This window comes from uncultured Acidovorax sp., from assembly GCF_964021665.1.
Taxonomy (GTDB): Bacteria; Pseudomonadota; Gammaproteobacteria; order Burkholderiales; family Burkholderiaceae_C; genus Acidovorax; species Acidovorax temperans.
Genome location: NZ_CAXIAK010000017.1, coordinates 18,675 through 41,845, shown reverse-complemented (window position 1 = coordinate 41,845; position 23,171 = coordinate 18,675). Strand labels below are relative to the sequence as shown.

Sequence of the window (23,171 nt, the reverse complement as noted above, 5' to 3'; positions counted from 1 at the left end):
TTAGCGCAATTGCGCTGAGTGGTAGGCCATAGGGATTTGCGCGACCAGGCCTTTGCCGCCGGGCCGCAGCACCGGGCCCTCTTGCGCCGCCAGCCGCCGGGCCAGGGCGTTGAGCACGGGGTCGATCTCTGCCCCCACGCGCATCTGGGGGTTGGAGAAGCCATCGTCCTTGCCAGCCTGAATTTCGCGCTGCGCAATGATGGGCACGGCCTTGGTAAATGCCTCGGTGAAGGAATAGGTGGAGCGCAGCTGCTCATGGAACACCGCCCGGCCAAAGAAGGTCAGCTCTGAACGGGTGCCGCAGCCGTAGGACGTGTGGGTGGCGTCTGCCGCCGTCATGATGAGGGTGGATGGTGTGGTCAGCGCATCAAGCCAGCCACCGGAATAGCAGGCAGAAATGGCGATCACCCGGTGGCGAATGCCCGCGTCGTCCAGCATGTGGCGCAGCAGCTCGGGGGTCATGGGGTCCACCTGCAGGGGCGGGTGGGCGGCGGCCAGCTGGTGGTCGCGCGCGCCGTGCGAAGTCATGTAGAGCACCAACACGTCCTCCTCGCGGTCCATGGTGGCCGCCAGGGCATCGATGGCACTGCGCAGGTTCTCGGGCGTGGCCCACAGGTGGGTGTCTGCGGTATCAGGGTGGTTGAGCAGGTGCAGCACGCGGCCTTCGGCGTCGAAGCGGTCTTGCAGCAGGTCGCTCACCATGGTGCTTTCACGGCGAAACACCTCCTCGCCCGCATAAGGGGCAAACACCAGTCCGTACACATCCACCACGCCGGGGCGCTCGGGGGTCAGGTCCTGGGTGTAGGCCTCCAGCATGAGTTGCTGGCCCTCAAACACCGACTGGGACAAAGGCACGCCAGCGGATGGCTCGCCGAGGCCCGGATCAGCGCCCGCAGCTGGTGCCGTGACCACGGGCTGCCACGAAGGCTCCACGCCCAGATAGAACTGCGCGGCCATGCCTCCCAACAAACATAGGGCAAACACCGCCGTGCGCCAGCGCGACTGGATGAAGCGCGCCGTGAGGCGCAGCAGCACAGCCAGAGACAACAGCAACGCCAGCAGCGCCAAGCCATCCAGCATCCCATCCTGCCAAGCCCAATCGCCTGCGCCCGCCAATGCGTCAGCGCCCAGGCTGGCATCGACACTGGCAGGCAAGGCAAAGGTGGGCAGTAGCCAGGGCAGCATGGCCCAGTTGCTGAGCAGCAGCCAGGCGGGAAGCCCACCACCGGGCGCCCGCTGCGGGTTGGAGAACACACCGCTGCGGTCTTGGGCAGGCGCCATGGCCCACCACGCCGCGCCCATCAAAGCCAGCGACAGCCACTGCTGCCCCAGCCACGCACGTGCATTGAACTCCACGGGGCCAGCAGTGGCCCACCATTCGCCCCACAACACCAGCCCCCAGTTGGCGGCCAGCAGCACCAGCAATTGCAATGGCGTGGGTGCAGCTATGCCTGTGCGAGGGGTCAGGAAGGCCGCCGCGCGCAGGCCCTCCAGCACCCAGCGGTAGGCGGGTAAACGCTGGGGCGCAGGCGCGGACGGGGGCGGAGGTGCTGCACTGGGCTGCGAAGCAGTAGCGGGGGTTTCGGGGGACGGCGACTCGGCAATCATGGCGCCATCATGCCATGAGACAAAATTGGCACCTGGCGCTTATCCATCAAGCGCCAGCAGCTATCTTTTCAATAGCATCCAACGCAGTACAGGGCGGGCGGCTTATAGCAGGATGCGGGCTCAGGCCAGCTCGGGCTGCAGCACCAGCCGGTGCGCGCCCGCGTAGCAGACAAAGCGTCGGTTGGTGGCGCGGCCAATGGCACACAGGCCCAGTTGCTGGGCCACGGCATGGCCCATCTGCGTCATGCCGCTGCGCGACACCACAATGGGCACGCCCATCTGCGCGGACTTGATGACCATCTCGCTGGTCAGCCGCCCGGTGGTGTAGAACACCTTATCGGCACCGCCCATGGGTTGGAACGACGCGGTATCGGTCTGCCCTGCCTGGATTGAGCGCGCTGCAGAAGGGGCTTCCGGGTTCATCCACATCCAGCCTGCAATGGTGTCGATGGCATTGTGGCGGCCCACGTCTTCCACAAACACCAGCATGTCTTCGCCACGGAACAGCGCGCAGCCGTGCACCGAGCCTGCGGATTTGTACGTGGTTTCCTTGAGGCGGATGGCATTCACCAGGCCATACAACTGTGCCTGGGTGAGCTGCGCCTGCGGCAGCTCAATGCGGTCCACCTCGTCCATCAGGCCGCCAAACACACTGCCCTGCCCGCAACCGGTGGTCACGACCTTGCTGGCGGTGCGCTCTTCAATGCGGGCGATGCCGTGGCGCGTGCGCACGGCGGCGGCGTTCACCTCCCAGTCCACGGTGATGGATTCAATGTCGAACACCGAATCCACCAGCCGCTGGTTGCGCAGGTAGCCCAGCACCAGCAGCTCGGGGTGCGCGCCCAGCGTCATCAGCGTGACCAGCTCCCGGCGGTCCACATACACCGTCAAGGGGCGCTCTGCAGGAATGTGCACCTGCTCAGTCTCTCCCCGCTCGTTGATCACATCCACCGCTTGGGTGAGGGGGGCTTGCGCCTGGGTCAGGCGGGGCAACACGAAAGGCTGTGACGGGAGGGAGGGGGCCAATGTGGAATCGTTCATGGGCGCAGGGTACACGCAAAAAAAAGCCGCAAGCTCATTGGAACTTGCGGCCGGATCAGCGACGGGGCGAACCACGCAGGCACGCTGCCGTGCCGATGGCCGCCGGGTCCGCTGTCAGGACTTGGGCGCAGACGCCGCTGGTGTGGTGGTACTGGGCGGGCTGCTGGCCGTGCCTGGTGGCGAATGAGCGCCTGCCGCCTCAATCGGCTTCGCAGCCGGCGGCGTGTAGGCGAATGGGCCGGGGTCGGCGCAAGGTGCGGATGCTGCGGCGGGCTTGGCGTCCTTGGCCGTCTTGCGGTAGTGCGCCGCCACGCGGTCTTGCGCCTGGCAGAGCTTGTAGTTGTCTACCTTGCCCGACCAGGCAGCCTTGGCAGCCGCTTCGGCGGCCTTTTCAGCAGCTTCAGGCGTGGGGGCAGGCAACTTGGCCAGCGCCACAGAACACAGAACACCGGCGCACAGCGCCAGCAGGGACGATCGGAAGATTTGCTTCATGGTGCGTTGCCTCATACCTGCGCGGGCTGGCCCGCAGTGGTGGCTGCAGCATCGCCCTGATGGGCGGCGCTGCGCTGCCGTGGGATCTTGCCTGCCTGCACGTCGTCGTGCCACAGCTCGTGGTGCTCCTTGGCCCATTCATCGGTCACGTAACCGGTCTTCATGGCCTTGTAGGCGCCCTTCATGCCCACCGTGCCCATGTAGATGTGACCGCAGATCAGCGCCATCATCCAGATCGCCAGGGTGGCATGGATCATGTGGGCGATTTGCATGTCGCTGCGCACATCACCAAAGCCGGGGATGAGTTTGTCGAGCACCAGCCCCGTGGCCACCACAAAAATACCAGGGATGGTGATGCCCCACCAGAACAACCCCTTCTCCCCCGCGTTGAAGCGATGTGATGGCACCTGGTGGTCGCCGCCCAGCATGCCACCGCCCTTGGACAGCCACACGAAGTCGGCGCGGTTGGCAATGTTGTCCTTCACGAACGTGAGGATGATCACCAGGAGCGAGACGGCAAACAGCGGCCCTACGAAGTTGTGCACGTTCTTGAGCGCGTAGGTCAGCCAGCCAAACAGCGTGGAACCCATGATGGGCAGCAGGAAGAACTTGCCAAACGCCATCACGATGCCCGAAATGGCCAGGGCAATGAAGGCAAAGGCATTCGCCCAGTGGGCTGCGCGCTCGAACGGCGTGAAGCGTTCAATGCGGCGCGTGCCAGGGCCTTCCGGGTGGTCGTGCCCCAGCGGCCCCTTGGTGAAGTAGAAGATGCCCAGGGCCAGCAGAACAATCGCGAACAGCGCTGCGCCGTAGGGAATGATCCATTGGTTGCGCACCTGGCGCCAAGCCTCGCCCGCGCTGCTCACGCGGGAGCCGGGGTACTGCACAAAGGGCTGGATCAGGTTGCCTGCTTCAGGCGCCTGCGTTTTGGGCAGGCTGCTGTAGCCAGTCACGCCCTGCCCCACCTGCCGCCACATGGGTGCATTGTTGCCGGGCTGTACCTTCATGCGTTCGCCGTTGGTCTGCTCGGCATAGCCGGGCTCGGCGCTCGCGTCGGGCTTCACATCAAAAATGTTTTGCCCTTGCACCCCCAGAGCGGCAGGCGCCTGGCCCACAACGCCCGAGGCCGTGGGCCCCGCTGGCGCCTGGGCCTGCGCAGCCAGCGCACCCAAGGCCAGCAGCACGGCACAGATACTGTGTTTCATGGCAGACCTCGCTCAGGGCTTCTGGTTGCGGGAATACTCGTTTTGACCGTACTGCTGGCGCGTGCGCAGTTGCTGCTCCCAGCTGGTCTTGTCGCCCGCCGTCCAGCCTGGCTGGGTGAAGTTACTGCCCGTACCGGCGTAAGGCGCCGCATCGTGCTTGACTGCACCGCCTGTCTGGGGCTTTTCACCGCAGGCTGCCAGTGCCACGCACAGGGTGGCGGCCGTCAAAAGTGTCGAAGCAATGCGTGTCATGACTTGGCTCCGGTTGCGCCTGCTGGAGGCTGGCCTGCCTGCTTGGAACCGTAGGCAGTGCCCCAGCCCCACACCTCGGCACCCTTGCCGCGCTGCACCACGCGGTTGCGGAAGATGTCTGCCACCACGTCGCCGTCGCCGGCGAGCAAGGCCTTGGTCGAGCACATTTCTGCGCAGGCAGGCAGCTTGCCTTCGGCCAGTCGGTTGCGGCCGTACTTTTCGAATTCGGCCTGGCTGCCATGGGTTTCAGGGCCGCCAGCGCAGAAGGTGCACTTGTCCATCTTGCCGCGCACACCGAAGGTGCCGGAAGAGGGGAACTGCGGCGCACCGAACGGGCATGCATAGCTGCAGTAGCCGCAGCCAATGCAGACATCCTTGTCGTGCAGCACCACACCTTCTTCGGTGCGGTAGAAGCAGTTCACGGGGCACACCGCCATGCAAGGCGCATCGCTGCAGTGCATGCAGGCCACCGAGATGGACTTTTCACCGGGCACGCCGTCATTCAGGGTCACCACCCGGCGGCGGTTCACACCCCAGGGCACTTCATGCTCGTTCTTGCACGCTGTCACGCAGCTGTTGCACTCGATGCAGCGCTCTGCATCACAGATAAATTTCATGCGGGCCATTGCGGTCTCCTCACGCAGCTTCCACGTTGCAGATCGTGGTCTTGGTTTCTTGCATCATGGTCACGACGTCGTAGCCATACGTTGTTGCAGTGTTCACGGCCTCGCCACGCACCAGAGGCGCTGCCCCCTGTGGGTAATAAGCCAACATGTCGGCGCCTTGCCAGCGGCCAGAGAAGTGGAATGGCATCCACACGGTGTCGGGCGCCACGCGCTCGGTGACCAGGGCCTGCACATTCAGGCGTGCGCCGGTGGGCGAGCTCAGCCACACGCGACTGCCATTGCGAATGCCACGGTCGGCAGCGGTCTTGGGGTTGATTTCCACGAACGCTTCCTGCTGCAGCTCGGCCAGCCAGGGGTTGGAGCGGGTTTCCTCGCCGCCACCTTCGTACTCGACCAAGCGGCCCGAGGTGAGGATGAGCGGGAACTTCTCGTACACCTTGTCCGCCATATTCTTGTCCTGCACCGTCTTGTACAGCGTGGGCAAGCGCCAGAAGGCCTTCTTGTCCTCGTGCGTGGGGTACTTTGCAACCATGTCGGGGCGGGTGCCGTACAGCGGTTCGCGGTGCTGCGGAATCGGATCAGGGAAGTTCCACACCACCGCACGCGCCTTGGCGTTGCCGAAGGGGTGGCAGCCGTGCACCTTCATGGCCACACGGATGATGCCGCCCGAGGGGTCGGTCTTCCAGTTCTTGCCCTCGGCCGCCTTCTTCTCGGCGTCCGTCAGGTCGTCCCACCAGCCCAGCTTCTTGAGCAGCACATGGTCGAACTCGGGGTAGCCGGTGGTGATGTCGGCACCCAGCGAGTGGGAGCCATCTTCAGCCAGCAGGTTCTCGCCATTGCGCTCCACACCGAAGTTGGCGCGGAAGTTGCCGCCACCATCCATGACGTGCTTGGAGGTGTCATACAGGTTGGCCGTGCCTGGGTGCTTGAGCTCGGGCGTGCCGTAGCAGGGCCATGGCAGACCAAAGTAGTCACCTGCAAAGTCGTAGCCGGTTTCCTTGTCCTTGCCGCCCTTGGCCTTGAGGGTCTTCACGTCGAACACATGCATGTTCTTCATGTGGGCCTTCAGGCGCTCTGGGCTCTGGCCGGTGTAGCCAATGGTCCAGACGGAGCGGTTGATTTCGCGCAGGATGTCTTCGACCATGGGCTCGTCCATGCCCTTGACCTTCTGCATCTTGTAGTTCTTGACCAGTTCCTTGTCGAAGCCCAGCTTCTGTGCCAGCTGGTACATGATCATGTGGTCGGAACGGCTTTCCCACAGCGGCTCGATGACCTTCTCGCGCCACTGCAGCGAGCGGTTGGACGCCGTGCAGGAACCGCTGGTTTCAAACTGCGTGGCTGCAGGCAGCAGGTACACCGCGCGGTTGGGGTTCAGGTCTTCGGGCTTGCCGGGCATGGCGGCCATGGCAGCGGTAGCCGATGGGTAGGGGTCTACCACCACCAGCAGGTCCAGCTTGTCCATGGCGCGCTTCATTTCGAGGCCACGGGTCTGCGAGTTGGGGGCATGGCCCCAATAGAACACGCCGCGCAGGTTGCTGTCCTGGTCGATCAGCTCGTTCTTCTCCAGCACGCCGTCAATCCAGCGCGACACGGTGATGCCGTTCTTGGTCATCATCGCGGGCGTGGCGTACTGCTTTTTGATCCACTCAAAGTCCACACCCCACACGTTGGCGAAGTGCTTCCACGCACCTTCGGACAGGCCGTAGTAGCCGGGCAGCGAGTCAGGGTTGGGGCCCACATCCGTCGCGCCTTGCACGTTGTCGTGACCACGGAAGATGTTGGTGCCGCCACCGCTCTTGCCCACGTTGCCCAGGGCCAGCTGCAAGATGCAGGAGGCACGCACCATGGCGTTGCCGATGGTGTGCTGCGTCTGGCCCATGCACCACACGATGGTGCCAGGGCGGCTGTCGGCCAGCATCTTGGCGACCTTGAACATCTGGTCTTCCTTGACGCCGCAGGCCTCTTCCACCTTGTCGGGTGTCCACTTGGCCATGACCTCGTCGCGCACCTTTTCCATGCCGTAGACACGGTCGTGGATGTACTTCTTGTCTTCCCAGCCGTTCTTGAAGATGTGATAGACCAGGCCGAACAGGAATGGAATGTCGGTGCCCGAGCGGATGCGTACGTACTCGTCCGCCTTGGCAGCGGTGCGGGTGAAGCGCGGGTCCACCACGATCATCTTGCAGCCGGTTTCCTTGGCATGCAGCATGTGCAGCATTGACACCGGGTGGGCCTCGGCCGCGTTGGAGCCGATGTACAGAGCGACCTTGCTGTTCTGCATGTCGTTGTACGAATTGGTCATGGCGCCATAACCCCAGGTGTTCGCCACACCAGCCACCGTGGTCGAGTGGCAGATGCGCGCCTGGTGGTCGCAGTTGTTGGTGCCCCAGAAGCTCACGAACTTGCGCAGCAGGTAGGCCTGCTCGTTGTTGTGCTTGGACGAGCCCACGAAGTACACGCTGTCCGGGCCGCTGGCGGCGCGCAGCTCTTTCATCTTGGCCGTGATTTCGTTCAGGGCCGTGTCCCAGCTGATGCGCTCGTACTTGCCGTTGACCAGCTTCATGGGGTAGCGCAGGCGGTACTCGCCGTGGCCGTGCTCGCGCACTGACGCCCCCTTGGCGCAGTGGGCGCCCAGGTTGATGGGCGAGTCAAACACCGGTTCCTGGCGCACCCAGATGCCGTTCTCGACCACGGCATCCACAGCACAGCCCACCGAGCAGTGGGTGCACACGGTGCGGCGCACTTCGATCTTGCTGTCGCCCAGGCCCACCTTGGCACCTTCAGCCGCTTGCGACTTCTTGACCAGGGTAAGTTGCGAGGCTGCAATGCCAACGCCTACGCCCAGGCCCGAGCGGCGCAGGAAAGCGCGGCGGTCCATGGTGGGCAGTGCCTGGGACAGGCCCCGGCGCAGGCTGTGAACAAAGGGAGAGGATGTCGATGCACTGTGCGGTGCATGCGCAGACTTTTTGGTGAGCAACATGGCGCGCCCCGAAATCAAAGTTGGGTGGTTTTGTAGTACTGCTTCACGTGCGCCGAGAGGTGGTAGCCACCTCCCTTTTCAGGCGCCACGCGGGCGGGCTCAGCGGCCACGACCTCGGCGGGGATTACACGCGGCAGCACCGTCACGGCGGCAGCACCGGCGCTCACGGCGGCGGCGCCCGCAAAGAAGCGGCGACGGGATGGGGGGGTAGAAGCGGAAGGCTGGCGGTCCTGCATGCTTGTCTCCAGGAGGCTGGCAGTTATGTAAAAGATTGCATAGGCGAGTCTAAGGCAGCCAGGTAACCTTCACAACGAGGCCAACCCTAATCCCACCAATGCACTTGAGCATTGCCGCGCGTCAAGACGCGGCACATCGCAAACAATCTTCAATCGAGCATGTCAAAACCCTGCGCCTCAACAGCAGCAAAAGCCCGCGTAAGGCGCGCCACGGCTGCATAGAAGCTCGCGGCCGGGTGCTGTTCCAGCGCGTTGCACATGGCTGGCAGCCAGGGCTGGATGTGCTCGGCAAAAAATTCACGCTGAGCCGTCAGGTTACAGACAGCCATGTCATCACCCGCAATCAGGTAGCGCATGACTTCGCACAGATATGCGACATGGTCCTCGGTCTCGGGCATGGTGTCGCCCCGCGCAAGCCCCAGGCGGTCCAGGCTGGTGCGCAAACGTGCCAGGGGCTTTTCATTCAAGAAGCCCGCCAGGTAGTGCGATGCGTACACAAACACCTCGGGCTTGCCCACGCCGCCGAACAGGCGATCGTATTCAGCCGCGATGGCGGCGTCGTCCTGCGCGCGGGCCGCTGCCACCAGCTGCTGCCAGGGCTCTTGCAGAAAGCCACCTTCCATGGGCGCTTCGGTCACGGCCACGCGCAGGGCCGACAGCAGCTCGGGGCTGGGCGGTGCGTAATACAGTTGGGACAACACGCCATACAACTCGGCGCGTGCGGTTTCTTCGTCCAGCGCAGAGCTGCCGGGCTGGGTCAATGAAACAGAGGCGCTCACAGGTCGGTCACTTTCGATTCGTTTTGTGCGGAGTACAGATCAATCACGCGGCAGTCACTGCACATCTTGAGCCGCTCCAGCGCTTCGCCCTGGAACATGGCATGCCCAGCCAGCTTGCCCAGCATGGCCTCGATGGCCTTCACGGTGCCAAACGGTTTGCTGCAGCGCACACAGGCCCAGGGCTGCGCTTCGTTGAGCACGCGCAGCTGCGCGCGCTCGGGCGTGAGCGACAGGCGGGGCTGCAGGCTGATCGCGTTTTCCGGGCAGGTGGTCTGGCACAGGCCGCACTGCACGCAGTTCTTCTCCAGAAAGCGCAGTTGTGGCGTTTGCGGGTTGTCCTGCAGCGCGCTTGCCGGGCAGGCGCTCACGCAACTCAGGCACAGGGTGCAGCGGTCTTTATCGACCGTGATGGTGCCCAGGGGCGAGCCCTTGGCAGGCAGCTCAATCGCCGCTGGCAAGGTGGCCGCGCCCAGGGGCGACTGTTCCACCAGATGGTCCAGCGCCATGTCCAGGGTGCTGCGCTTTTCCTGCGCGATGGCAAAGCGTGCGGCCACACCGGGGGTGCGCTGGCGCGTTTGGCTGAGGGTTTGCAGCGCCGCATCCAACTCCGTCGGGTGCTTGGCCTCGATGATGCGCAGGTGGGTGCCCGTGTAGCCAAGCCCGTTGAGGATGCGCTGGGCCACGTCCATTTGCGCCTGCAGCCCTTCCAGGTACTGCGGCGCCTCTTCGGTGGTAACCAGCAAGACGATTTGCGAGGCCCCGTAGGCGACGGCGCTCAGCCACAGGTCTACGCCCGTGCTGGCGGTGTGCCACAAGGCCACCGGAATCACATTCGCAGGCACGCCATGGGCCACCTTCAGCTGCGCTGCGCGGCCCAGCTCATTGACCAACGCCTGGCCACGCTCCTGGCTGTGCAACAGCAGCACGGCGTCCTTGCCGCCCGCTGCGGCATAGGTGGACAGCAGGGTTTTAAAACGCTGCCCCTGCTCTGCCGCGGGCGGATAGGCATAGGTCATCGCGCCCGTGGGGCACACCGTGGTGCAGGCGCCGCAGCCCACGCACAGGTTGGGGTTGACCACCACGCGCTGGCGGGCCTTGTCGCTGCTGATGGCCTCGGCCGAGCAAATGTCCACGCAGGCACTGCAACCCACGGTGGCGTTGCGGCTGTGGGCGCAGAGCTTCTGCTTGTATTCAAAAAACTTGGGCTTCTCAAACTCGCCCACCAGTTCGCGCAGCTTCAGCACGGTGGGCAGGTCACGCCCATCGCTGCGCAGGTAGCCCTGGGGCAGCGCGTGCTGCAAGAAGGTGGGCGTGGCGTCAGCGCGGCGCATGTCCAGCACCAGATCGAACTGGGCCGACTCGCTCTCGACCGCGCGCTGAAAGTCAATCGCCCCCGCCACCTGGCACGCCTTCACGCAAGCGCGGTGGCCCTGGCAGGCAGCCATGTCAATCTGGTAATCCAGCCCGATGGCGTTTTCGGGGCAGGCGGCCACGCAGGCATTACAGCGGGTGCACAGGTCAAGGTTGATGGGGTTGTCTTCGCGCCAGCGCAATTCAAACGCACCCAGCCAGCCCGTCAATGCTTCGATGCGCCCGCCCAGCACGGGGTAGCGACGAGCCTGGGCGCCACCGGCCTGGCCGGGGCCTTGGGCGAACACGGTAACGTCCAGCACATCAGACACCAACCCGGCCACCTGCTCTGCCGCATCGAGCGGCCCGATGATCAGCAGGCGCCCGGCGCTCTTATACGTCACCACCGGCACGGGCGGCGGCTCGGGCAGGTGCGCCGCCGCCAGCAGCGCGGCGATCTTGGGGCCGGCCTTGCCCGCATCGCGGCTCCAGCCGCCGGTTTCGCGGATATTCACAAAGCGGATGGGCGAGATGGCGCCTTCCGTCTGGCGGCCCAGGTCAGCGAACAGGCGCTCTTCCTGGGTGCATGCCACCACCACGTCCTCGCCCGAGCGGATGGCCTGGGTGAAGGCGCCCGCCTCGCGGCGGCACAGGGTGGAATGGAGGGTCAGGTCTTCACGAAGCGCTGTGCCCAGGGCCTGGGCGTTCAGCGGCATCGTCTGGTTGCAATCGCAGATGAGCGTGGTCATGTTCTGTGTGGCTGGCTGGGGCAAGCGACGCAGGCTCCCCCGTGGAACCAGCCAACGCTTGCCCGTGCGTGCTAGGAATAGCTGTGCATACCCCCGACTGTGCCACGTCTTGCCCCGGTTGCGTTGCCGATGGCACAGGGGGTTCCACGGGTGCGGGGTCTTTCGGGTCATTTCGCCCGGCAGGGGCCGCGGCCTGGCCTGCTGCTGGAGGCGTTTCCGACTCTTCTTCCACCAGCCCCATGAACTGCGCGCTGGCCATTTGCTTGAGCATGGCAGCGGGCAGCGGGTCGGGCTGGGTGTAGTCGTCGATGTAGATGTCCAGGCCGTCCATCACGTTGAAGTGTGGGTCGGTGAAGAGTTTCTTCATCGCTGCGTTGCGCACCTCAGGCGCCACCGCACGGCTGGCGAAGGGCTTGAAATCGGAATCGATGGACAGCGACTGCACGTCTTGCAAGGTGGGCAACGGCGCGGCTGCGGGCTCGGGCGGCACGGGTGCCGCAGCCGGCTGCGCGGCCAGGGGCGCAGGCGCATTCACCCCGGCTGGCACAGATGCCTGTGGCACGGGTGGCGCAGGGTCTTGTACGGGCTTGCCCTCGCGCACCTCCTGCTTGCGGCGCGACCAGCGGCCCAGGAATCCGTCAGCCACGGCCACCTCCACCACGGTGTTTCTCGGTACTCACCGAGGCGGGGTTGCCAAACCGGTCTTGCAACGGCTGAAAGCTGTCAGGACGCTTACGGCGCTTGGGCTCAGGCTGGTAGTTCTCGGCCACGAAGGCCTGCAGCACCTCCAGCACCTCAGGCGGCACGGGCACTTGCTCCACCGTTTCTTGCGCATCCAGCCAGCGGCCTGCCTCGTGGTAGCTCAGGCTGACTTCCACCGGGCGGGCCAGGCGGGGGGCATCGCCACCATCGTCTTCGTCCATGCGCCACAGCACAAACCAGCACGGGGCGGGCGATTCGACATTCAGGTGGTAGCCCTCGGCATCGTCGCGGAACAGCTCCACCCGAAAGCCGGGAAATATCCAGCGCTGTTCGCGCTCGTCGTTCAACAGTTGGCGCGGTTCAGTGCCGAAGGCCGGGTCGTGCATGACCACTTCGGCCAGCGACCACCGCCAGGGCTGCCAGCGGTTGTCAATGCGCTCGCAGCGCATGATCACAGCAACATCGGTGTAGGGGCGCTCAGTCATGGGCTGCGACTGTACTCCGGACCCGCCCCTGCCATGCAGGCGCGCCGCCAAACCCCTGCGCCCTGCTCTTCAATCGCCCTTGGTCGATGGCAGCGCTTCCACGGCAACGGCGCAGTATTTGAATTCTGGAATCTTGCCAAACGGGTCCAGCGCGGCGTTGGTGAGCAGGTTGGCCGCTGCCTCCACGTAGGCAAACGGCATGAATACCGTGCCACGGGGCGTGCCGTCGTCGCGGCGCACGCGCACCTGCACCCTACCGCGCCGCGAGCGGATGCCCACCAGCGCGCCGGGCGCCACGCCCAATCGCGCCAACTCGTCGCCATGCAGCGATGCGGTGGCCATGGGCTCGATGGCGTCCAGCACGGTGCTGCGCCGCGTCATGCTGCCCGTGTGCCAATGCTCCAGCTGGCGGCCGGTGATGAGCACGAACGGGAACTCAGCGCTCGGCTTTTCTGCCGCCGGGATCACGCTGGCGGGCACCAGTTGCAGGCGGCCCGTGGGCGTGGGGAATTGATCGGTGAAGACGATGGGCTGGCCGGGGTCGTCAGGTGCAAGGCAGGGGTAGGTCACGCTGGATTCGCGCGCGAGGCGCTCCCAGGTGATGCCCTCGATGCTGGCGTGCATCGCCTGGCGCATTTCCTCGTACACGGCGGCCACGCCAGATTCTTCGCCTTCGTAGTTCCAGTTCAGGCCCGCCCCGCCGCCGGGCCGCCCCAAGGCGGGGCCGGCCCCCTCGGGGGGCAGCGACGACACGAAGTGCGGAGCGTGGGGGCCCACTCTTTGCGCGATCTGCTGAATGATCCACAGGTCCGGCCGCGCATCGCCCGGCGGGTTCAGGGCGCGGCGGCCCATCTGCACCATGCGATCGGTGTTGCTGGCGGTGCCGGTCTTCTCGGGCCAGGCGCTGGCGGGCAGCACCACGTCGGCCAGCCAGGCGGTTTCCGTCAGAAAGATGTCCTGCACCACCAGGTGCTGCAGGCTGGCCAGCGCGTGGCGCGCATGGTTCAGGTCGGGGTCGCTCATGGCCGGGTTCTCGCCCATGATGTACATGCCGCGCACCTTGTGCGGGTCGCTGTCGTCGGCCAGGGCCTTGTGCATGATCTCTACCACGGTGTAGCCCGGCGCTTCATCGAGCTGGGTGCCCCAGAATTCTTCAAACCACGCATGCGCCCCGGCGTTGTCCACACGCTGGTAGTTGGGGAACATCATGGGGATCAGGCCCGCGTCGCTGGCGCCCTGCACGTTGTTCTGGCCACGTAGCGGGTGCAGGCCCGAGCCGGGCTTGCCGATCTGGCCCGTGACAGCGCACAGTGCGATCAGACAGCGTGCGTTGTCGGTGCCGTGGATGTGCTGGCTCACGCCCATACCCCACAAAATCATCGAGGCCTTCGAAGTGGCAAACGCGCGCGCCACCTCGCGCAGCGTCTCGGCCGGGATGCCGCACACAGGCACCATGGCCTCGGGGCTGCAGCCCATCACGTTGGCCTTGAGCGCCTCGAAATCGGTGGTGCGGCCCTTGATAAAGGCTTCGTCCACCAACCCCTCGTCGATCACCGTGTGGATCAGCGCGTTGAGCATGGCCACATCGGTGTCGGCCTTGAACTGCAGCGTGCGCCAGGCATGGCGGCCAATGTCGGTCACGCGCGGGTCGGCCAGCACTATTCTTGCCCCGCGCTTGGCCGCGTTCTTCATCCAGGTCGCAGCCACCGGGTGGTTGGCCGTGGGGTTGGAGCCGATCACAAAGATCAGCTCGGCGTGCTCCACATCGTTGACCGGGTTGCTCACCGCGCCCGAGCCCACGCCTTCAAGCAGCGCGGCCACGCTGGACGCATGGCACAGCCGGGTGCAGTGGTCCACGTTGTTGCTGCCAAAGCCGGTGCGCACCAGCTTCTGGAACAAATAGGCCTCTTCGTTGCTGCCTTTGGCCGAGCCAAAGCCTGCGAGCGCCTTGCGGCCGTGCGTGTCGCGCAGGGTCTTGAGCTGGCCTGCGGCCAGGTCGAGTGCCTCGTCCCAGGTCGCTTCGCGGAAGGTGTCGCGCCAGTCCGCGCCATACGGCCGCACCTCCTTGGGCACGCCGGGCTTGCGGATCAGCGGCACCGTGAGCCGGTCGGGATGATGAGCGTAGTCAAAGCCAAACCGGCCTTTCACGCACAGGCGGCCGTGGTTGGCGGGGCCGTCGCGGCCTTCCACGCTGATGATCTTTTCATCGCGCACGTTGTAGGTAATGAGGCAGCCCACGCCGCAGAACGGGCAGACCGAATCGACTTTGCGGTCCACCTTTTGCGAGCCGATGTGCGTCTTGGGGCTGAGCGCGCCCGTGGGGCAGGCCTGCACGCATTCGCCGCAGGCCACGCAGGTGCTTTCGGCCATGGGGTCGTCGAGGTCGAAAACGATCTTGCTGTCGGCCCCGCGCAGCGCGTAGCCGATCACGTCGTTGACTTGTTCCTCGCGGCAGGCGCGCACGCAGCGGTTGCACTGGATGCAGGCGTCCAGGTTGACGGCCATGGCGGGGTGGCTCAGGTCGGGCGCGGGCTGCTCGCGGCGCAGGGCCTTCAATGCCGGGCGCACGCTCACGCCCAGCCGATCCGCCCATTGGCTCAGCTCACCGTGCTGGCCCACCGCTTCAGCATTTTTTGAGTCAAATTGGGCTCTAGCGCTTGATGGATAAGCGCTAGCAGCTATCAATTCAGGAGTTTTGATATCTCCATCGTTCCATCGGTAGCCCACATCCGGCATGTCAGACAGCAGCATCTCCACCACCATCTGCTGGCTTTTGCGCGCACGCGGGCTGGCGGCCTGCACTTTCATCCCTGCGGTCGGCGCGCGGCAGCAGCTGGGCGCCAGCGTGCGCTCGCCCGCGATCTCGACCACGCAGGCGCGGCAGTTGCCGTCGGGTCGCAGTCCGTCGCTGTAGCACAGGTGCGGGATGTCCACCCCGTGGCGCTGCGCGGCTTTCAAAATGGTTTCGCCAGGGCGGGCGGTGACGGGCTGGCCGTCCAGCTCAAAGGCCACTCCGCCGGTGTCGTGCAAGGCGCTCATGGCTCGCCTCCTTGGGGCAGTTGCTCCGCCAGTGGGCTGTTGCGCGGCTTGGGCAGGTCACCCGGCCAGGGCCCTTCGCCCACCTCGTGCGGAAAATACTTGTGAATGCAGCGAATGGGATTGGGCGCGGCCTGCCCCAGGCCGCAGATAGAGGCATCGGCCATCACCTGCGCCAGGTCGTCCAGCAATTCTTCATCCCACTGCGGCGCTTGCATCAACGCGGCTGCCTTGGCCGTGCCCACACGGCAGGGCGTGCACTGGCCGCAGCTTTCGTGTTCAAAAAAGCGCATCACATTCAGCGCCGCGTCACGCGCGCGATCGTGCTGGCTGAGCACGATGACAGCGGCCGAGCCGATGAAACAGCCGTAGGGCTGCAGCGTGTCGAAGTCCAGCGGAATCTGGTTGAGGCTCGCGGGCAGGATGCCGCCCGAGGCCCCGCCGGGCAGGTAGGCATACAGCTCGTGGCCGTCCAGCATGCCGCCGCAGTATTCGTCGATGAGCTCCTGCACGGTGATGCCCGCAGGCGCGAGCTTGACGCCCGGGTGCCTCACCCGCCCGCTCACGCTGAAACTGCGCAGCCCCTTGCGGCCATGGCGGCCAAAGCTGGCAAACCACTGCGGGCCGCGCTCCACGATGTCGCGCACCCAGTACAGGGTTTCAAAGTTGTGCTCCAGCGTGGGGCGGCCAAACAGACCCACCTGCGCGATGTAGGGCGGGCGCATGCGCGGCTCGCCGCGTTTGCCTTCGATGCTCTCGATCATGGCCGACTCTTCGCCGCAGATGTAGGCACCCGCGCCGCGCCGCAGTTCGATGTGGGGCAGCGGGCACGGCGGCTCGGCGCGCAGGTCGTCCAGCGCGGCCTGCAGCAGCGCGCGGCAGCCGTGGTACTCGTCGCGCAGGTAGATATAGACGGCCTCGGTGCCCACCACCTGGGCGGCGATGAGCACGCCTTCCAGAAAGCGGTGCGGGTCGCGCTCTAGATAAGTACGGTCCTTGAACGTGCCGGGCTCTCCCTCGTCAATGTTCACGGCCATCAGGCGGGGGGCCGGCTGGTCGCGAACAATGCGCCACTTGCGCCCCGCCGGAAATCCCGCGCCGCCCAAACCGCGCAGGCCCGAGTCCTCCATGGCCGCGAGCACGGCCTCGGCGTCCATCTCGCCGTTGACCAAGGCGGCAGCGGTCTGGTAACCGCCGCGGGCGCGGTAGGTGGCGAGATCAGTGTGCGCGGGGCTGATGCCATCCGGCTGCGCAGGTACGCTGTGCTCTGCCAGCGCTGCAATATCAAAATTGATAGCTGCTGGCGCTGATGGGTGAAGCGCCAGAGCCCGATTTGGCTTCAAAGTGACGGTTTCCAGCACCGAGTCCAAGGTGGCTTGCGGCACAGGGCACTGGTGCACCACGGCCACGGGCGCCTGCTCGCAGCGGCCCACGCAGGGCACGGCCAACACCTGCACGTCGCCCTGCCCGGCTGCTTGCAACCGTGCAGGCAGGGCGTCGAGCAGTTCGCGCGCGCCAGCCATGCTGCAGCTCAGGCTGTCGCACACGCGCAGCACCAGGCGCGGTGCCTGGGCTTCCTCGCCACGCACGATCTCGAAGTGGTGATAAAAGCTCGCCACCTCGTACACCTCGGCCATCGGCAGGTTCATCTGCTTGGCGAGCGCCACCAGGTGCCGGTCGTGCAGCACGCCAAAGTGGTCGTTCAGGCGGTGCAGGTATTCAATGAGCAGATCGCGCCGCAAGCCCGTGGCGGGCCGCGGGCCCAGCAGCCCAGCCACCTCGGTCATGGCTACGTCTTCGGGCTGGCGGCCCTTGAGGTGGCTTTTGCGGCGGATGCGTTCACGCATGTCGGAGACCGACACGGCGGCGACGGTGGGGGCTTCGGGCTGGAGACTCATGGGCCGCATTTTCACCGCGAAGCGGGTCGGCGTCGGGAATCGCCCGCGTGCGCAGGCGGCGAGGCGCCGCCGCTGGCCCTAGGGACCCTCCGCCCGAATCACCGCGCCGTGTGCATGTGCGGTTTCAGGCGGTCTGCGTCGTTGCAAATACTCGAAATAGCTACGGCTATTGCTGCGTTTTACGCCTGGCAGCCCATCCCGATCTGCAGCGCACACTTAGCCAGCTCGATTCCTGCAGAGGATCCCCAGACCCCAATTTCAGGTGTTCTTGCTGATCGAGATGGTGGGGAACTTGCTGGAAAAATCCTTGGCCTGCTGGGCGATCTTCACCGCCACATCGCGCGCCACCTTCTTGTAGATCTGCGCGACTTCACCATCGGGGTCAGCCACCACCGTGGGCTTTCCGCTGTCGGCCTGCAGGCGGATACTCATGTTCAGCGGCAGCGCGCCCAGGTAGTCCATGCCGTACTCGGCGGCCATCTTCTTGCCGCCATCGGCGCCAAAGATGTGCTCCACATGGCCGCAGTTGCTGCACACGTGGGCGGCCATGTTCTCGACGATGCCGAGGATGGGCACACCCACCTTCTCGAACATCTTGATGCCCTTTTTGGCGTCGAGCAGGGCGATGTCCTGCGGGGTGGTGACGATGACCGCACCGGTCATGGGCACGCGCTGGCTCAGGGTGAGCTGGATGTCGCCGGTGCCCGGGGGCATGTCGATGATGAGGTAATCCAGGTCTTTCCAATTGGTCTGGCGCAGCAACTGCTCCAGCGCCTGGGTGGCCATGGGGCCGCGCCAGATCATGGCTTCGTCCTGGTCCACCAGGAAGCCGATGGACATGACCTGCACGCCGTAGTTCTCCAGCGGCTCCATGGTCTTGCCGTCTTCGCTTTCAGGGCGGCGGTTGATGCCCAGCATCATGGGCTGGCTGGGGCCGTAGATGTCGGCGTCGAGCACGCCCACGCTGGCACCCTCGGCCGCCAGGGCCAGGGCCAGGTTGGCGGCGGTGGTGCTCTTGCCCACGCCACCCTTGCCCGAGGCCACGGCAATGATGTTCTTCACCTGTGGCAACAGCTGCACACCGCGCTGCACGGCATGGGCGATGACCTTGGTGGTGATGTTGACCGACACGTTGCTCACCCCGGCCACACCCTTGGCAGCGGCTACCAGGCTGCGGCGCAGCTCGGGCACCAGGCTCTTGGCGGGGTAGCCCAGCTCCACGTCAAACGCCACGTCGCCACCGCTGATCTGCACGTTGCGCAGGGCGCGGGTGCTGACAAAATCCTTGCCCGTGTGGGGGTCGAGCACGCTGGAAAGTGCGGCCAAAAGGCCTTGTTCGGTGACTGACATTCAAATAACTCCTGTGGGGGCCGTAGTCTATCCAAGGGGCTTTCACCGATTTTTCTTGTGGGCAAGCCGTGAAGAACCCACTTTGGCAGTGCTCCCGCATGCCCATAACCGCCCTACAACTGCACGACAATGCGCAGCCATTGCCCCAACGCCCAAGCGAGAAGCCACCGTGAAATTCAAGATGTCCGAAAACTCCCTGTTCGCCTTGCTGCTGCGCTCGCCGTGGTGGATCAGCTTTGTGCTGGTCGCCTGCGTCGCGCTCATCTCCAAGGCGCTGCTGCCATCGGAGTACTTCATTTATGGCGCGCTGGGCGGCTTTCCCATCTTTGTGGTGGGCTGCATTGCGGCCTGGCGCCAGTTGCGCGCGCCCAGCGCCGCCAAGGTGCAAACCATGCTCGACCAAGCGCAGGCGATGCAGTGGGCCAAGTTTTCGCAGGCCCTTACCCACGCCTGGGCGGGCCAGGGTTATGGGGTGAACGCCCCATCAAAAGGGGCCGTAGACCTGCGGCTGACCCAAAACGGCCAGACCACCCTGGTCAGCGCCAAGCGCTGGAAAGCAGCCACCCACGGCGTGGAACCACTGCGCGAGCTTTACAGCGCCATGCAGGCTGAAAACGCCCAGGGCGGCATCTACGTGGCGGGGCAAGGCACCGTGAGCGAAAGCGCTGCACTGTTTGCGCGCGACCATGGCATCACCATCCTGCAGGGGCCCGCGCTGGCCGTGCTGTTGCTCGGCTGACACACTGCGGCGCCCTGTGGCCAGGGTTGCGGGTTTTCCCAAAGCCTGCGGGCTGCGGCCGAGCCGCACACTTTCAGCCTTCAAAGCCGCCGCAGCGCATCTGCCACGGTGGCTCTTTCTGATCACCTCACCAGACCATGCCCCAAGCAGCCCCCAAAGCGCCCGCCTCCGCCCCGTCCACAGGCTTGCTGCTGACCGGTGGCGGCGCCCGCGCGGCCTACCAGGTGGGGGTGCTGGAGGCAATTGCCGACCTGCGCCAGGCCTGCGGCGCAGGTGGCGAGCCCAACCCGTTTCCCATCATCACCGGCACTTCGGCGGGCGCCATCAACGCCGCCGCGCTGGCCTGCGGTGCCGACAACTTTGACCGCGCCGTGCGGCGCATTGCCCGGGTGTGGCGGCAATTCCATGCCAACCAGGTGTACGGGGCCGATTCACTGAGCGTGATGCGCAGCGGCGCGCGCTGGCTCACGCTGGTGTCGATTGGCTGGGCGCTGGCCCGCTGGCGGCGCATGCGGCCTCAGTCGCTGCTGGACAACAAACCGCTTGAAAAGCTGTTGGTCAAGATGGTGCCGCTGGTGCGTCTGCCCCGCCTCATCCGCAAGGGGCACCTGAAGGCGCTGGCCGTCACGGCGTCTAGCTACAGCTCGGGCGAGCACGTCACCTTCTTTGAATCGGCCGAGCCCGTGAAACCCTGGGTACGCTCGCAGCGCAAGGCCGCACGCGACCGCATCACGCATGAGCACCTGCTCGCGTCCTCAGCCATTCCGTTCATCTTCCCGGCCAAGGGCATCGAGGTGGACGACCACGTCGAATACTTTGGCGACGGCTCCATGCGCCAGTCCGCGCCCATCGCCCCGGCCATTCACCTGGGGGCCGAACGCATTCTGGTGATCGGCGCAGGCCGCATGCACGAGCCCAAGAACGACGCCGCCGTCAACCCCACGCCCAACTACCCGTCGCTTGCGCAAATTGCGGGGCACGCGCTGTCCAACATCTTTCTGGACGCCCTGTCGGTGGACGTAGAGCGCGTGCAGCGCATCAACCAGACGCTCTCGCTCATCCCCGAAGAAAAACGCACCCACAGCGCCCTGCGGCCGATTGAGCTGCTGGTCATCGCCCCCTCGCAGCGGCTGGATGCCGTGGCCGCCCGCCATGTGGGCGACCTGCCCACGCCCGTGCGCACCATGCTGGGCGCGCTGGGCGTCACATCGAACATGGCCGACGTACGCGGTGCGGCGCTGGCTAGCTACCTGCTGTTTGAGGCCGGTTACACCCAAGAACTGATGGCCCTGGGCCGCGCCGACACCCTGGCCATGCGCGCGCAGGTGTGCCAGTTTTTTGGCTGGACGGACAGCGGCGCCGAAGTGCGCACCCAGCTGCACCAATAGCCCCGTGGGGCAAGACCGGGTTGCGTGGCAACCGCACGGGCCGTGGCCTAAAATCGCGGGTTCCGCCTGAGAAAGTATCTCCCCATGTCGTCACCTGCACGCAAACTCTTCGTCACCACCGCCCTGCCGTATGCCAACGGCAACTTCCACATCGGCCACATCATGGAATACATCCAGGCCGACATCTGGGTGCGGTTCCAGCGAATGCAGGGCAACGCGGTGAACTTCTGTGGAGCCGACGACACGCACGGCGCGCCCATCATGATCGCCGCCGAAAAGGCTGGCGTCACGCCCCAGCAGTTTGTGGCCAACATCGCCGCAGGCCGCAAGCAGTATCTGGACGGCTTTCACATCAGCTTTGACAACTGGCACAGCACCGACGCGCCAGAAAACCACGAACTGGCCCGCCAGATCTACCGCGACCTGCGCGACCGCGCGGACGGTAGCCTGATCGAGGTGCGCACCATCGAACAGTTCTTCGACCCCGAGAAGAACATGTTCCTGCCCGACCGCTACATCAAGGGCGAATGCCCCAAGTGCCACGCCAAGGACCAGTACGGCGACAACTGCGAGGTGTGCGGCACGGTGTACGCCCCCACCGACCTGATCAATCCCTACTCGGCCCTCTCCGGAGCCAAGCCCGAGTTGAAACACTCCGAGCACTTCTTCTTCAAGCTGTCAGACCCCCGCTGCGTGGAGTTTCTGCAGAACTGGACGCAGGACGGCAAGCTCCAGCCCGAGGTGGCCAACAAGATCAAGGAATGGTTCAGCGTCCGCACCAACCCCGACGGCACCACCAGCGAAGGCCTGGGCGACTGGGACATCAGCCGCGATGCGCCCTACTTCGGCATCGAGATCCCTGACGCACCGGGCAAGTACTTCTATGTGTGGCTCGATGCGCCCGTGGGCTACCTCGCCTCGCTCAAGAACCTGCTGGACAAACGCGGCGAAAGCTACGACGCCTACATGGCCGACCCGCTGCTTGAGCAGTACCACTTCATCGGCAAGGACATCGTCACCTTCCACACCCTGTTCTGGCCCGCCATGCTGCACTTCAGCGGCCGCAAGACGCCCAACAGCGTGTTCGTGCACGGCTTCCTCACCGTGAACAACGGCGAGAAGATGAGCAAGAGCCGGGGCACGGGCCTCGACCCGCTCAAGTACCTGAGCCTGGGCATGAACGCCGAATGGCTGCGCTACTACCTGGCCGCCAAGCTCAGCGCCCGCAACGAAGACATCGACTTCAACGCCGAAGACTTCATGCTGCGCGTGAACAGCGATTTGATCGGCAAATACGTGAACATTGCCAGCCGTGCGGCGGGGTTCCTGACCAAGCGGTTTGAAGGCAAGCTGACCCAAGACTTTGACGCTGCTGGCAGCGCCCTGCTGGCCGAGGTGCGCGGCGCCCGCGACACGCTGGCCCAGCTGTACGAAGCGCGCGAATACGGCAAGGCCACCCGCGAAATCATGCTGCTGGCCGACCGCATCAACGCCTACGTGGACCAGAACAAACCCTGGGATCTGGCCAAAGACGCCGCCAACAATGTGGCCCTGCACCAGGTGTGCTCGGTGCTCATCAACGCGTTCGACGCCCTCACCCGCTACCTGGCGCCCGTGCTGCCGGGCCTCTCGCGCGCGGTGGAAGGCTTCGTCGGCCGCAGCATGACCGAGTGGGCGGTGGACGGCAACGTGCAAGCCATTCAGCCCTACAACCACCTGATGCAGCGCGTGACGCCCGAGCAGCTTGAGGCATTGTTTGAGCCTCCAGCCCAAGCAGCACAAGCACCAGCAGCTACAGAAACCGTAGCAGCCCCCGGTGGCGAGGAACTGGCCCCCACCATCACCATCGACGACTTCACCAAGATCGACCTGCGCATCGCGCTGATCGTGAACTGCGAGCCGGTCGAGGGCTCCACCAAACTGCTGCGCCTGACGCTGGACGTGGGCGAGGGCCCCGACCTGGAAGGACGTCCCATCCTGCGCAACGTCTTCAGCGGCATTGCCAGCGCCTACAAGCCCGAAGACCTGATCGGCAAGCACACCGTGATGGTGGCCAACCTGGCCCCGCGCAAGATGAAGTTTGGCGTGAGCGAAGGCATGGTGCTGGCCGCAAGCCATGGCGACGAAAAAGCCAACCCCGGCATCTATGTGCTGAACCCCTGGCCCGGCGCCACGCCCGGCATGCGGGTGCGCTGATCGCCTGCGATTGGTTCCAATGACAAGGCCCTCGCTCAGAGGGCCTTTTCTTTTGGCAA

Annotated in this window: 18 protein-coding genes; 3 read left to right on the top strand and 15 right to left on the bottom strand. The window is 65.2% G+C overall.

Annotated features, from left to right (window positions below):
• The 15 genes from AADJ04_RS05935 to apbC form a co-directional block, all read right to left on the bottom strand.
• The gene (locus tag AADJ04_RS05935) at positions 1-1,608 is read right to left on the bottom strand and encodes a C13 family peptidase (protein ID WP_341239041.1); all 1,608 of its coding nucleotides are present in this window, start codon (positions 1,606-1,608) and stop codon (positions 1-3) included.
• Positions 1,609-1,728: 120 nt separating this feature from the next.
• Positions 1,729-2,649: a formate dehydrogenase accessory sulfurtransferase FdhD gene (locus AADJ04_RS05930; RefSeq protein WP_207373964.1), complete on the bottom strand. Its 921-nt coding sequence runs from the start codon at positions 2,647-2,649 to the stop codon at positions 1,729-1,731.
• A gap of 114 nt (positions 2,650-2,763) precedes the next feature.
• Positions 2,764-3,141, bottom strand: coding sequence for a hypothetical protein (locus tag AADJ04_RS05925; protein WP_066697499.1), 378 nt, complete (start codon positions 3,139-3,141; stop codon positions 2,764-2,766).
• A gap of 11 nt (positions 3,142-3,152) precedes the next feature.
• Positions 3,153-4,346 carry a formate dehydrogenase subunit gamma gene (locus AADJ04_RS05920; protein ID WP_207373963.1) on the bottom strand — a complete coding sequence of 398 codons (1,194 nt, stop codon included), beginning with the start codon at positions 4,344-4,346 and terminating at the stop codon, positions 3,153-3,155.
• Between the two features lie 12 nt (positions 4,347-4,358).
• On the bottom strand, positions 4,359-4,598 hold the full coding sequence (locus AADJ04_RS05915) for a hypothetical protein (RefSeq protein WP_142083955.1): 240 nt from the start codon (positions 4,596-4,598) through the stop codon (positions 4,359-4,361).
• Positions 4,595-5,224 carry a formate dehydrogenase FDH3 subunit beta gene (gene fdh3B / locus AADJ04_RS05910; protein ID WP_207373962.1) on the bottom strand — a complete coding sequence of 210 codons (630 nt, stop codon included), beginning with the start codon at positions 5,222-5,224 and terminating at the stop codon, positions 4,595-4,597. The genes AADJ04_RS05915 and fdh3B overlap by 4 nt, the downstream gene beginning before the upstream one ends.
• A 10-nt stretch (positions 5,225-5,234) precedes the next feature.
• Complete coding sequence (locus AADJ04_RS05905; protein WP_207373961.1) at positions 5,235-8,204, bottom strand: formate dehydrogenase subunit alpha; 2,970 nt, start codon at positions 8,202-8,204, stop codon at positions 5,235-5,237.
• 14 nt (positions 8,205-8,218) lie between these two features.
• Positions 8,219-8,440 carry a formate dehydrogenase gene (locus AADJ04_RS05900; RefSeq protein WP_066698995.1) on the bottom strand — a complete coding sequence of 74 codons (222 nt, stop codon included), beginning with the start codon at positions 8,438-8,440 and terminating at the stop codon, positions 8,219-8,221.
• Positions 8,441-8,589: 149 nt separating this feature from the next.
• Complete coding sequence (locus AADJ04_RS05895; RefSeq protein WP_142083951.1) at positions 8,590-9,219, bottom strand: molecular chaperone TorD family protein; 630 nt, start codon at positions 9,217-9,219, stop codon at positions 8,590-8,592.
• Positions 9,216-11,285, bottom strand: coding sequence for a 4Fe-4S binding protein (locus tag AADJ04_RS05890; RefSeq protein ID WP_207373970.1), 2,070 nt, complete (start codon positions 11,283-11,285; stop codon positions 9,216-9,218). Before AADJ04_RS05890 ends, AADJ04_RS05895 begins: the two co-directional genes overlap by 4 nt.
• Positions 11,245-11,964, bottom strand: coding sequence for a DUF3306 domain-containing protein (locus AADJ04_RS05885; RefSeq protein WP_341239040.1), 720 nt, complete (start codon positions 11,962-11,964; stop codon positions 11,245-11,247). The genes AADJ04_RS05890 and AADJ04_RS05885 overlap by 41 nt, the downstream gene beginning before the upstream one ends.
• Positions 11,957-12,505, bottom strand: coding sequence for a DUF3305 domain-containing protein (locus tag AADJ04_RS05880; protein ID WP_341239039.1), 549 nt, complete (start codon positions 12,503-12,505; stop codon positions 11,957-11,959). The genes AADJ04_RS05885 and AADJ04_RS05880 overlap by 8 nt, the downstream gene beginning before the upstream one ends.
• A gap of 69 nt (positions 12,506-12,574) precedes the next feature.
• Complete coding sequence (locus tag AADJ04_RS05875) at positions 12,575-15,544, bottom strand: molybdopterin-dependent oxidoreductase (protein ID WP_341239038.1); 2,970 nt, start codon at positions 15,542-15,544, stop codon at positions 12,575-12,577.
• Positions 15,541-17,439 (bottom strand): NADH-ubiquinone oxidoreductase-F iron-sulfur binding region domain-containing protein, encoded by a 1,899-nt coding sequence (locus AADJ04_RS05870; RefSeq protein ID WP_341239037.1) that lies wholly within the window; start codon positions 17,437-17,439, stop codon positions 15,541-15,543. The genes AADJ04_RS05875 and AADJ04_RS05870 overlap by 4 nt, the downstream gene beginning before the upstream one ends.
• Before the next feature lie 258 nt (positions 17,440-17,697).
• Entirely contained in the window at positions 17,698-18,789 is a 1,092-nt protein-coding gene (gene apbC, locus AADJ04_RS05865; protein ID WP_341239036.1) for an iron-sulfur cluster carrier protein ApbC, read from the bottom strand.
• 181 nt (positions 18,790-18,970) lie between these two features.
• On the opposite strand from apbC, the gene AADJ04_RS05860 reads away from it, so the two are divergent.
• The 3 genes from AADJ04_RS05860 to metG all read left to right on the top strand — a co-directional run bounded on the left by AADJ04_RS05860 (position 18,971) and on the right by metG (position 23,112).
• A complete protein-coding gene (locus tag AADJ04_RS05860) occupies positions 18,971-19,528 on the top strand; it encodes a restriction endonuclease (protein WP_341239051.1) in 558 nt (185 codons plus the stop codon).
• Positions 19,529-19,665: 137 nt separating this feature from the next.
• Positions 19,666-20,916: a patatin-like phospholipase family protein gene (locus AADJ04_RS05855; protein WP_341239035.1), complete on the top strand. Its 1,251-nt coding sequence runs from the start codon at positions 19,666-19,668 to the stop codon at positions 20,914-20,916.
• An 84-nt stretch (positions 20,917-21,000) separates the two neighbouring features.
• Positions 21,001-23,112: a methionine--tRNA ligase gene (gene metG, locus AADJ04_RS05850; protein ID WP_341239034.1), complete on the top strand. Its 2,112-nt coding sequence runs from the start codon at positions 21,001-21,003 to the stop codon at positions 23,110-23,112.
• Positions 23,113-23,171 lie beyond the last annotated feature (59 nt).

What these genes read in the sequence shown, in the direction of transcription:
- AADJ04_RS05920 (WP_207373963.1), bottom strand. Translation starts at nt 4,346, where the DNA reads ATGAAACACAGTATCTGTGCCGTGCTGCTGGCCTTGGGTGCGCTGGCT.
- AADJ04_RS05930 (WP_207373964.1), bottom strand. Translation starts at nt 2,649, where the DNA reads ATGAACGATTCCACATTGGCCCCCTCCCTCCCGTCACAGCCTTTCGTG.
- AADJ04_RS05880 (WP_341239039.1), bottom strand. Translation starts at nt 12,505, where the DNA reads ATGACTGAGCGCCCCTACACCGATGTTGCTGTGATCATGCGCTGCGAG.
- AADJ04_RS05925 (WP_066697499.1), bottom strand. Translation starts at nt 3,141, where the DNA reads ATGAAGCAAATCTTCCGATCGTCCCTGCTGGCGCTGTGCGCCGGTGTT.
- AADJ04_RS05870 (WP_341239037.1), bottom strand. Translation starts at nt 17,439, where the DNA reads ATGAGTCTCCAGCCCGAAGCCCCCACCGTCGCCGCCGTGTCGGTCTCC.
- AADJ04_RS05890 (WP_207373970.1), bottom strand. Translation starts at nt 11,285, where the DNA reads ATGCCGCTGAACGCCCAGGCCCTGGGCACAGCGCTTCGTGAAGACCTG.
- AADJ04_RS05855 (WP_341239035.1), top strand. Translation starts at nt 19,666, where the DNA reads ATGCCCCAAGCAGCCCCCAAAGCGCCCGCCTCCGCCCCGTCCACAGGC.
- AADJ04_RS05905 (WP_207373961.1), bottom strand. Translation starts at nt 8,204, where the DNA reads ATGTTGCTCACCAAAAAGTCTGCGCATGCACCGCACAGTGCATCGACA.
- AADJ04_RS05875 (WP_341239038.1), bottom strand. Translation starts at nt 15,544, where the DNA reads ATGAGCGCCTTGCACGACACCGGCGGAGTGGCCTTTGAGCTGGACGGC.
- AADJ04_RS05915 (WP_142083955.1), bottom strand. Translation starts at nt 4,598, where the DNA reads ATGACACGCATTGCTTCGACACTTTTGACGGCCGCCACCCTGTGCGTG.
- AADJ04_RS05860 (WP_341239051.1), top strand. Translation starts at nt 18,971, where the DNA reads ATGTCCGAAAACTCCCTGTTCGCCTTGCTGCTGCGCTCGCCGTGGTGG.
- apbC (WP_341239036.1), bottom strand. Translation starts at nt 18,789, where the DNA reads ATGTCAGTCACCGAACAAGGCCTTTTGGCCGCACTTTCCAGCGTGCTC.
- fdh3B (WP_207373962.1), bottom strand. Translation starts at nt 5,224, where the DNA reads ATGGCCCGCATGAAATTTATCTGTGATGCAGAGCGCTGCATCGAGTGC.
- AADJ04_RS05900 (WP_066698995.1), bottom strand. Translation starts at nt 8,440, where the DNA reads ATGCAGGACCGCCAGCCTTCCGCTTCTACCCCCCCATCCCGTCGCCGC.
- AADJ04_RS05935 (WP_341239041.1), bottom strand. Translation starts at nt 1,608, where the DNA reads ATGATTGCCGAGTCGCCGTCCCCCGAAACCCCCGCTACTGCTTCGCAG.
- metG (WP_341239034.1), top strand. Translation starts at nt 21,001, where the DNA reads ATGTCGTCACCTGCACGCAAACTCTTCGTCACCACCGCCCTGCCGTAT.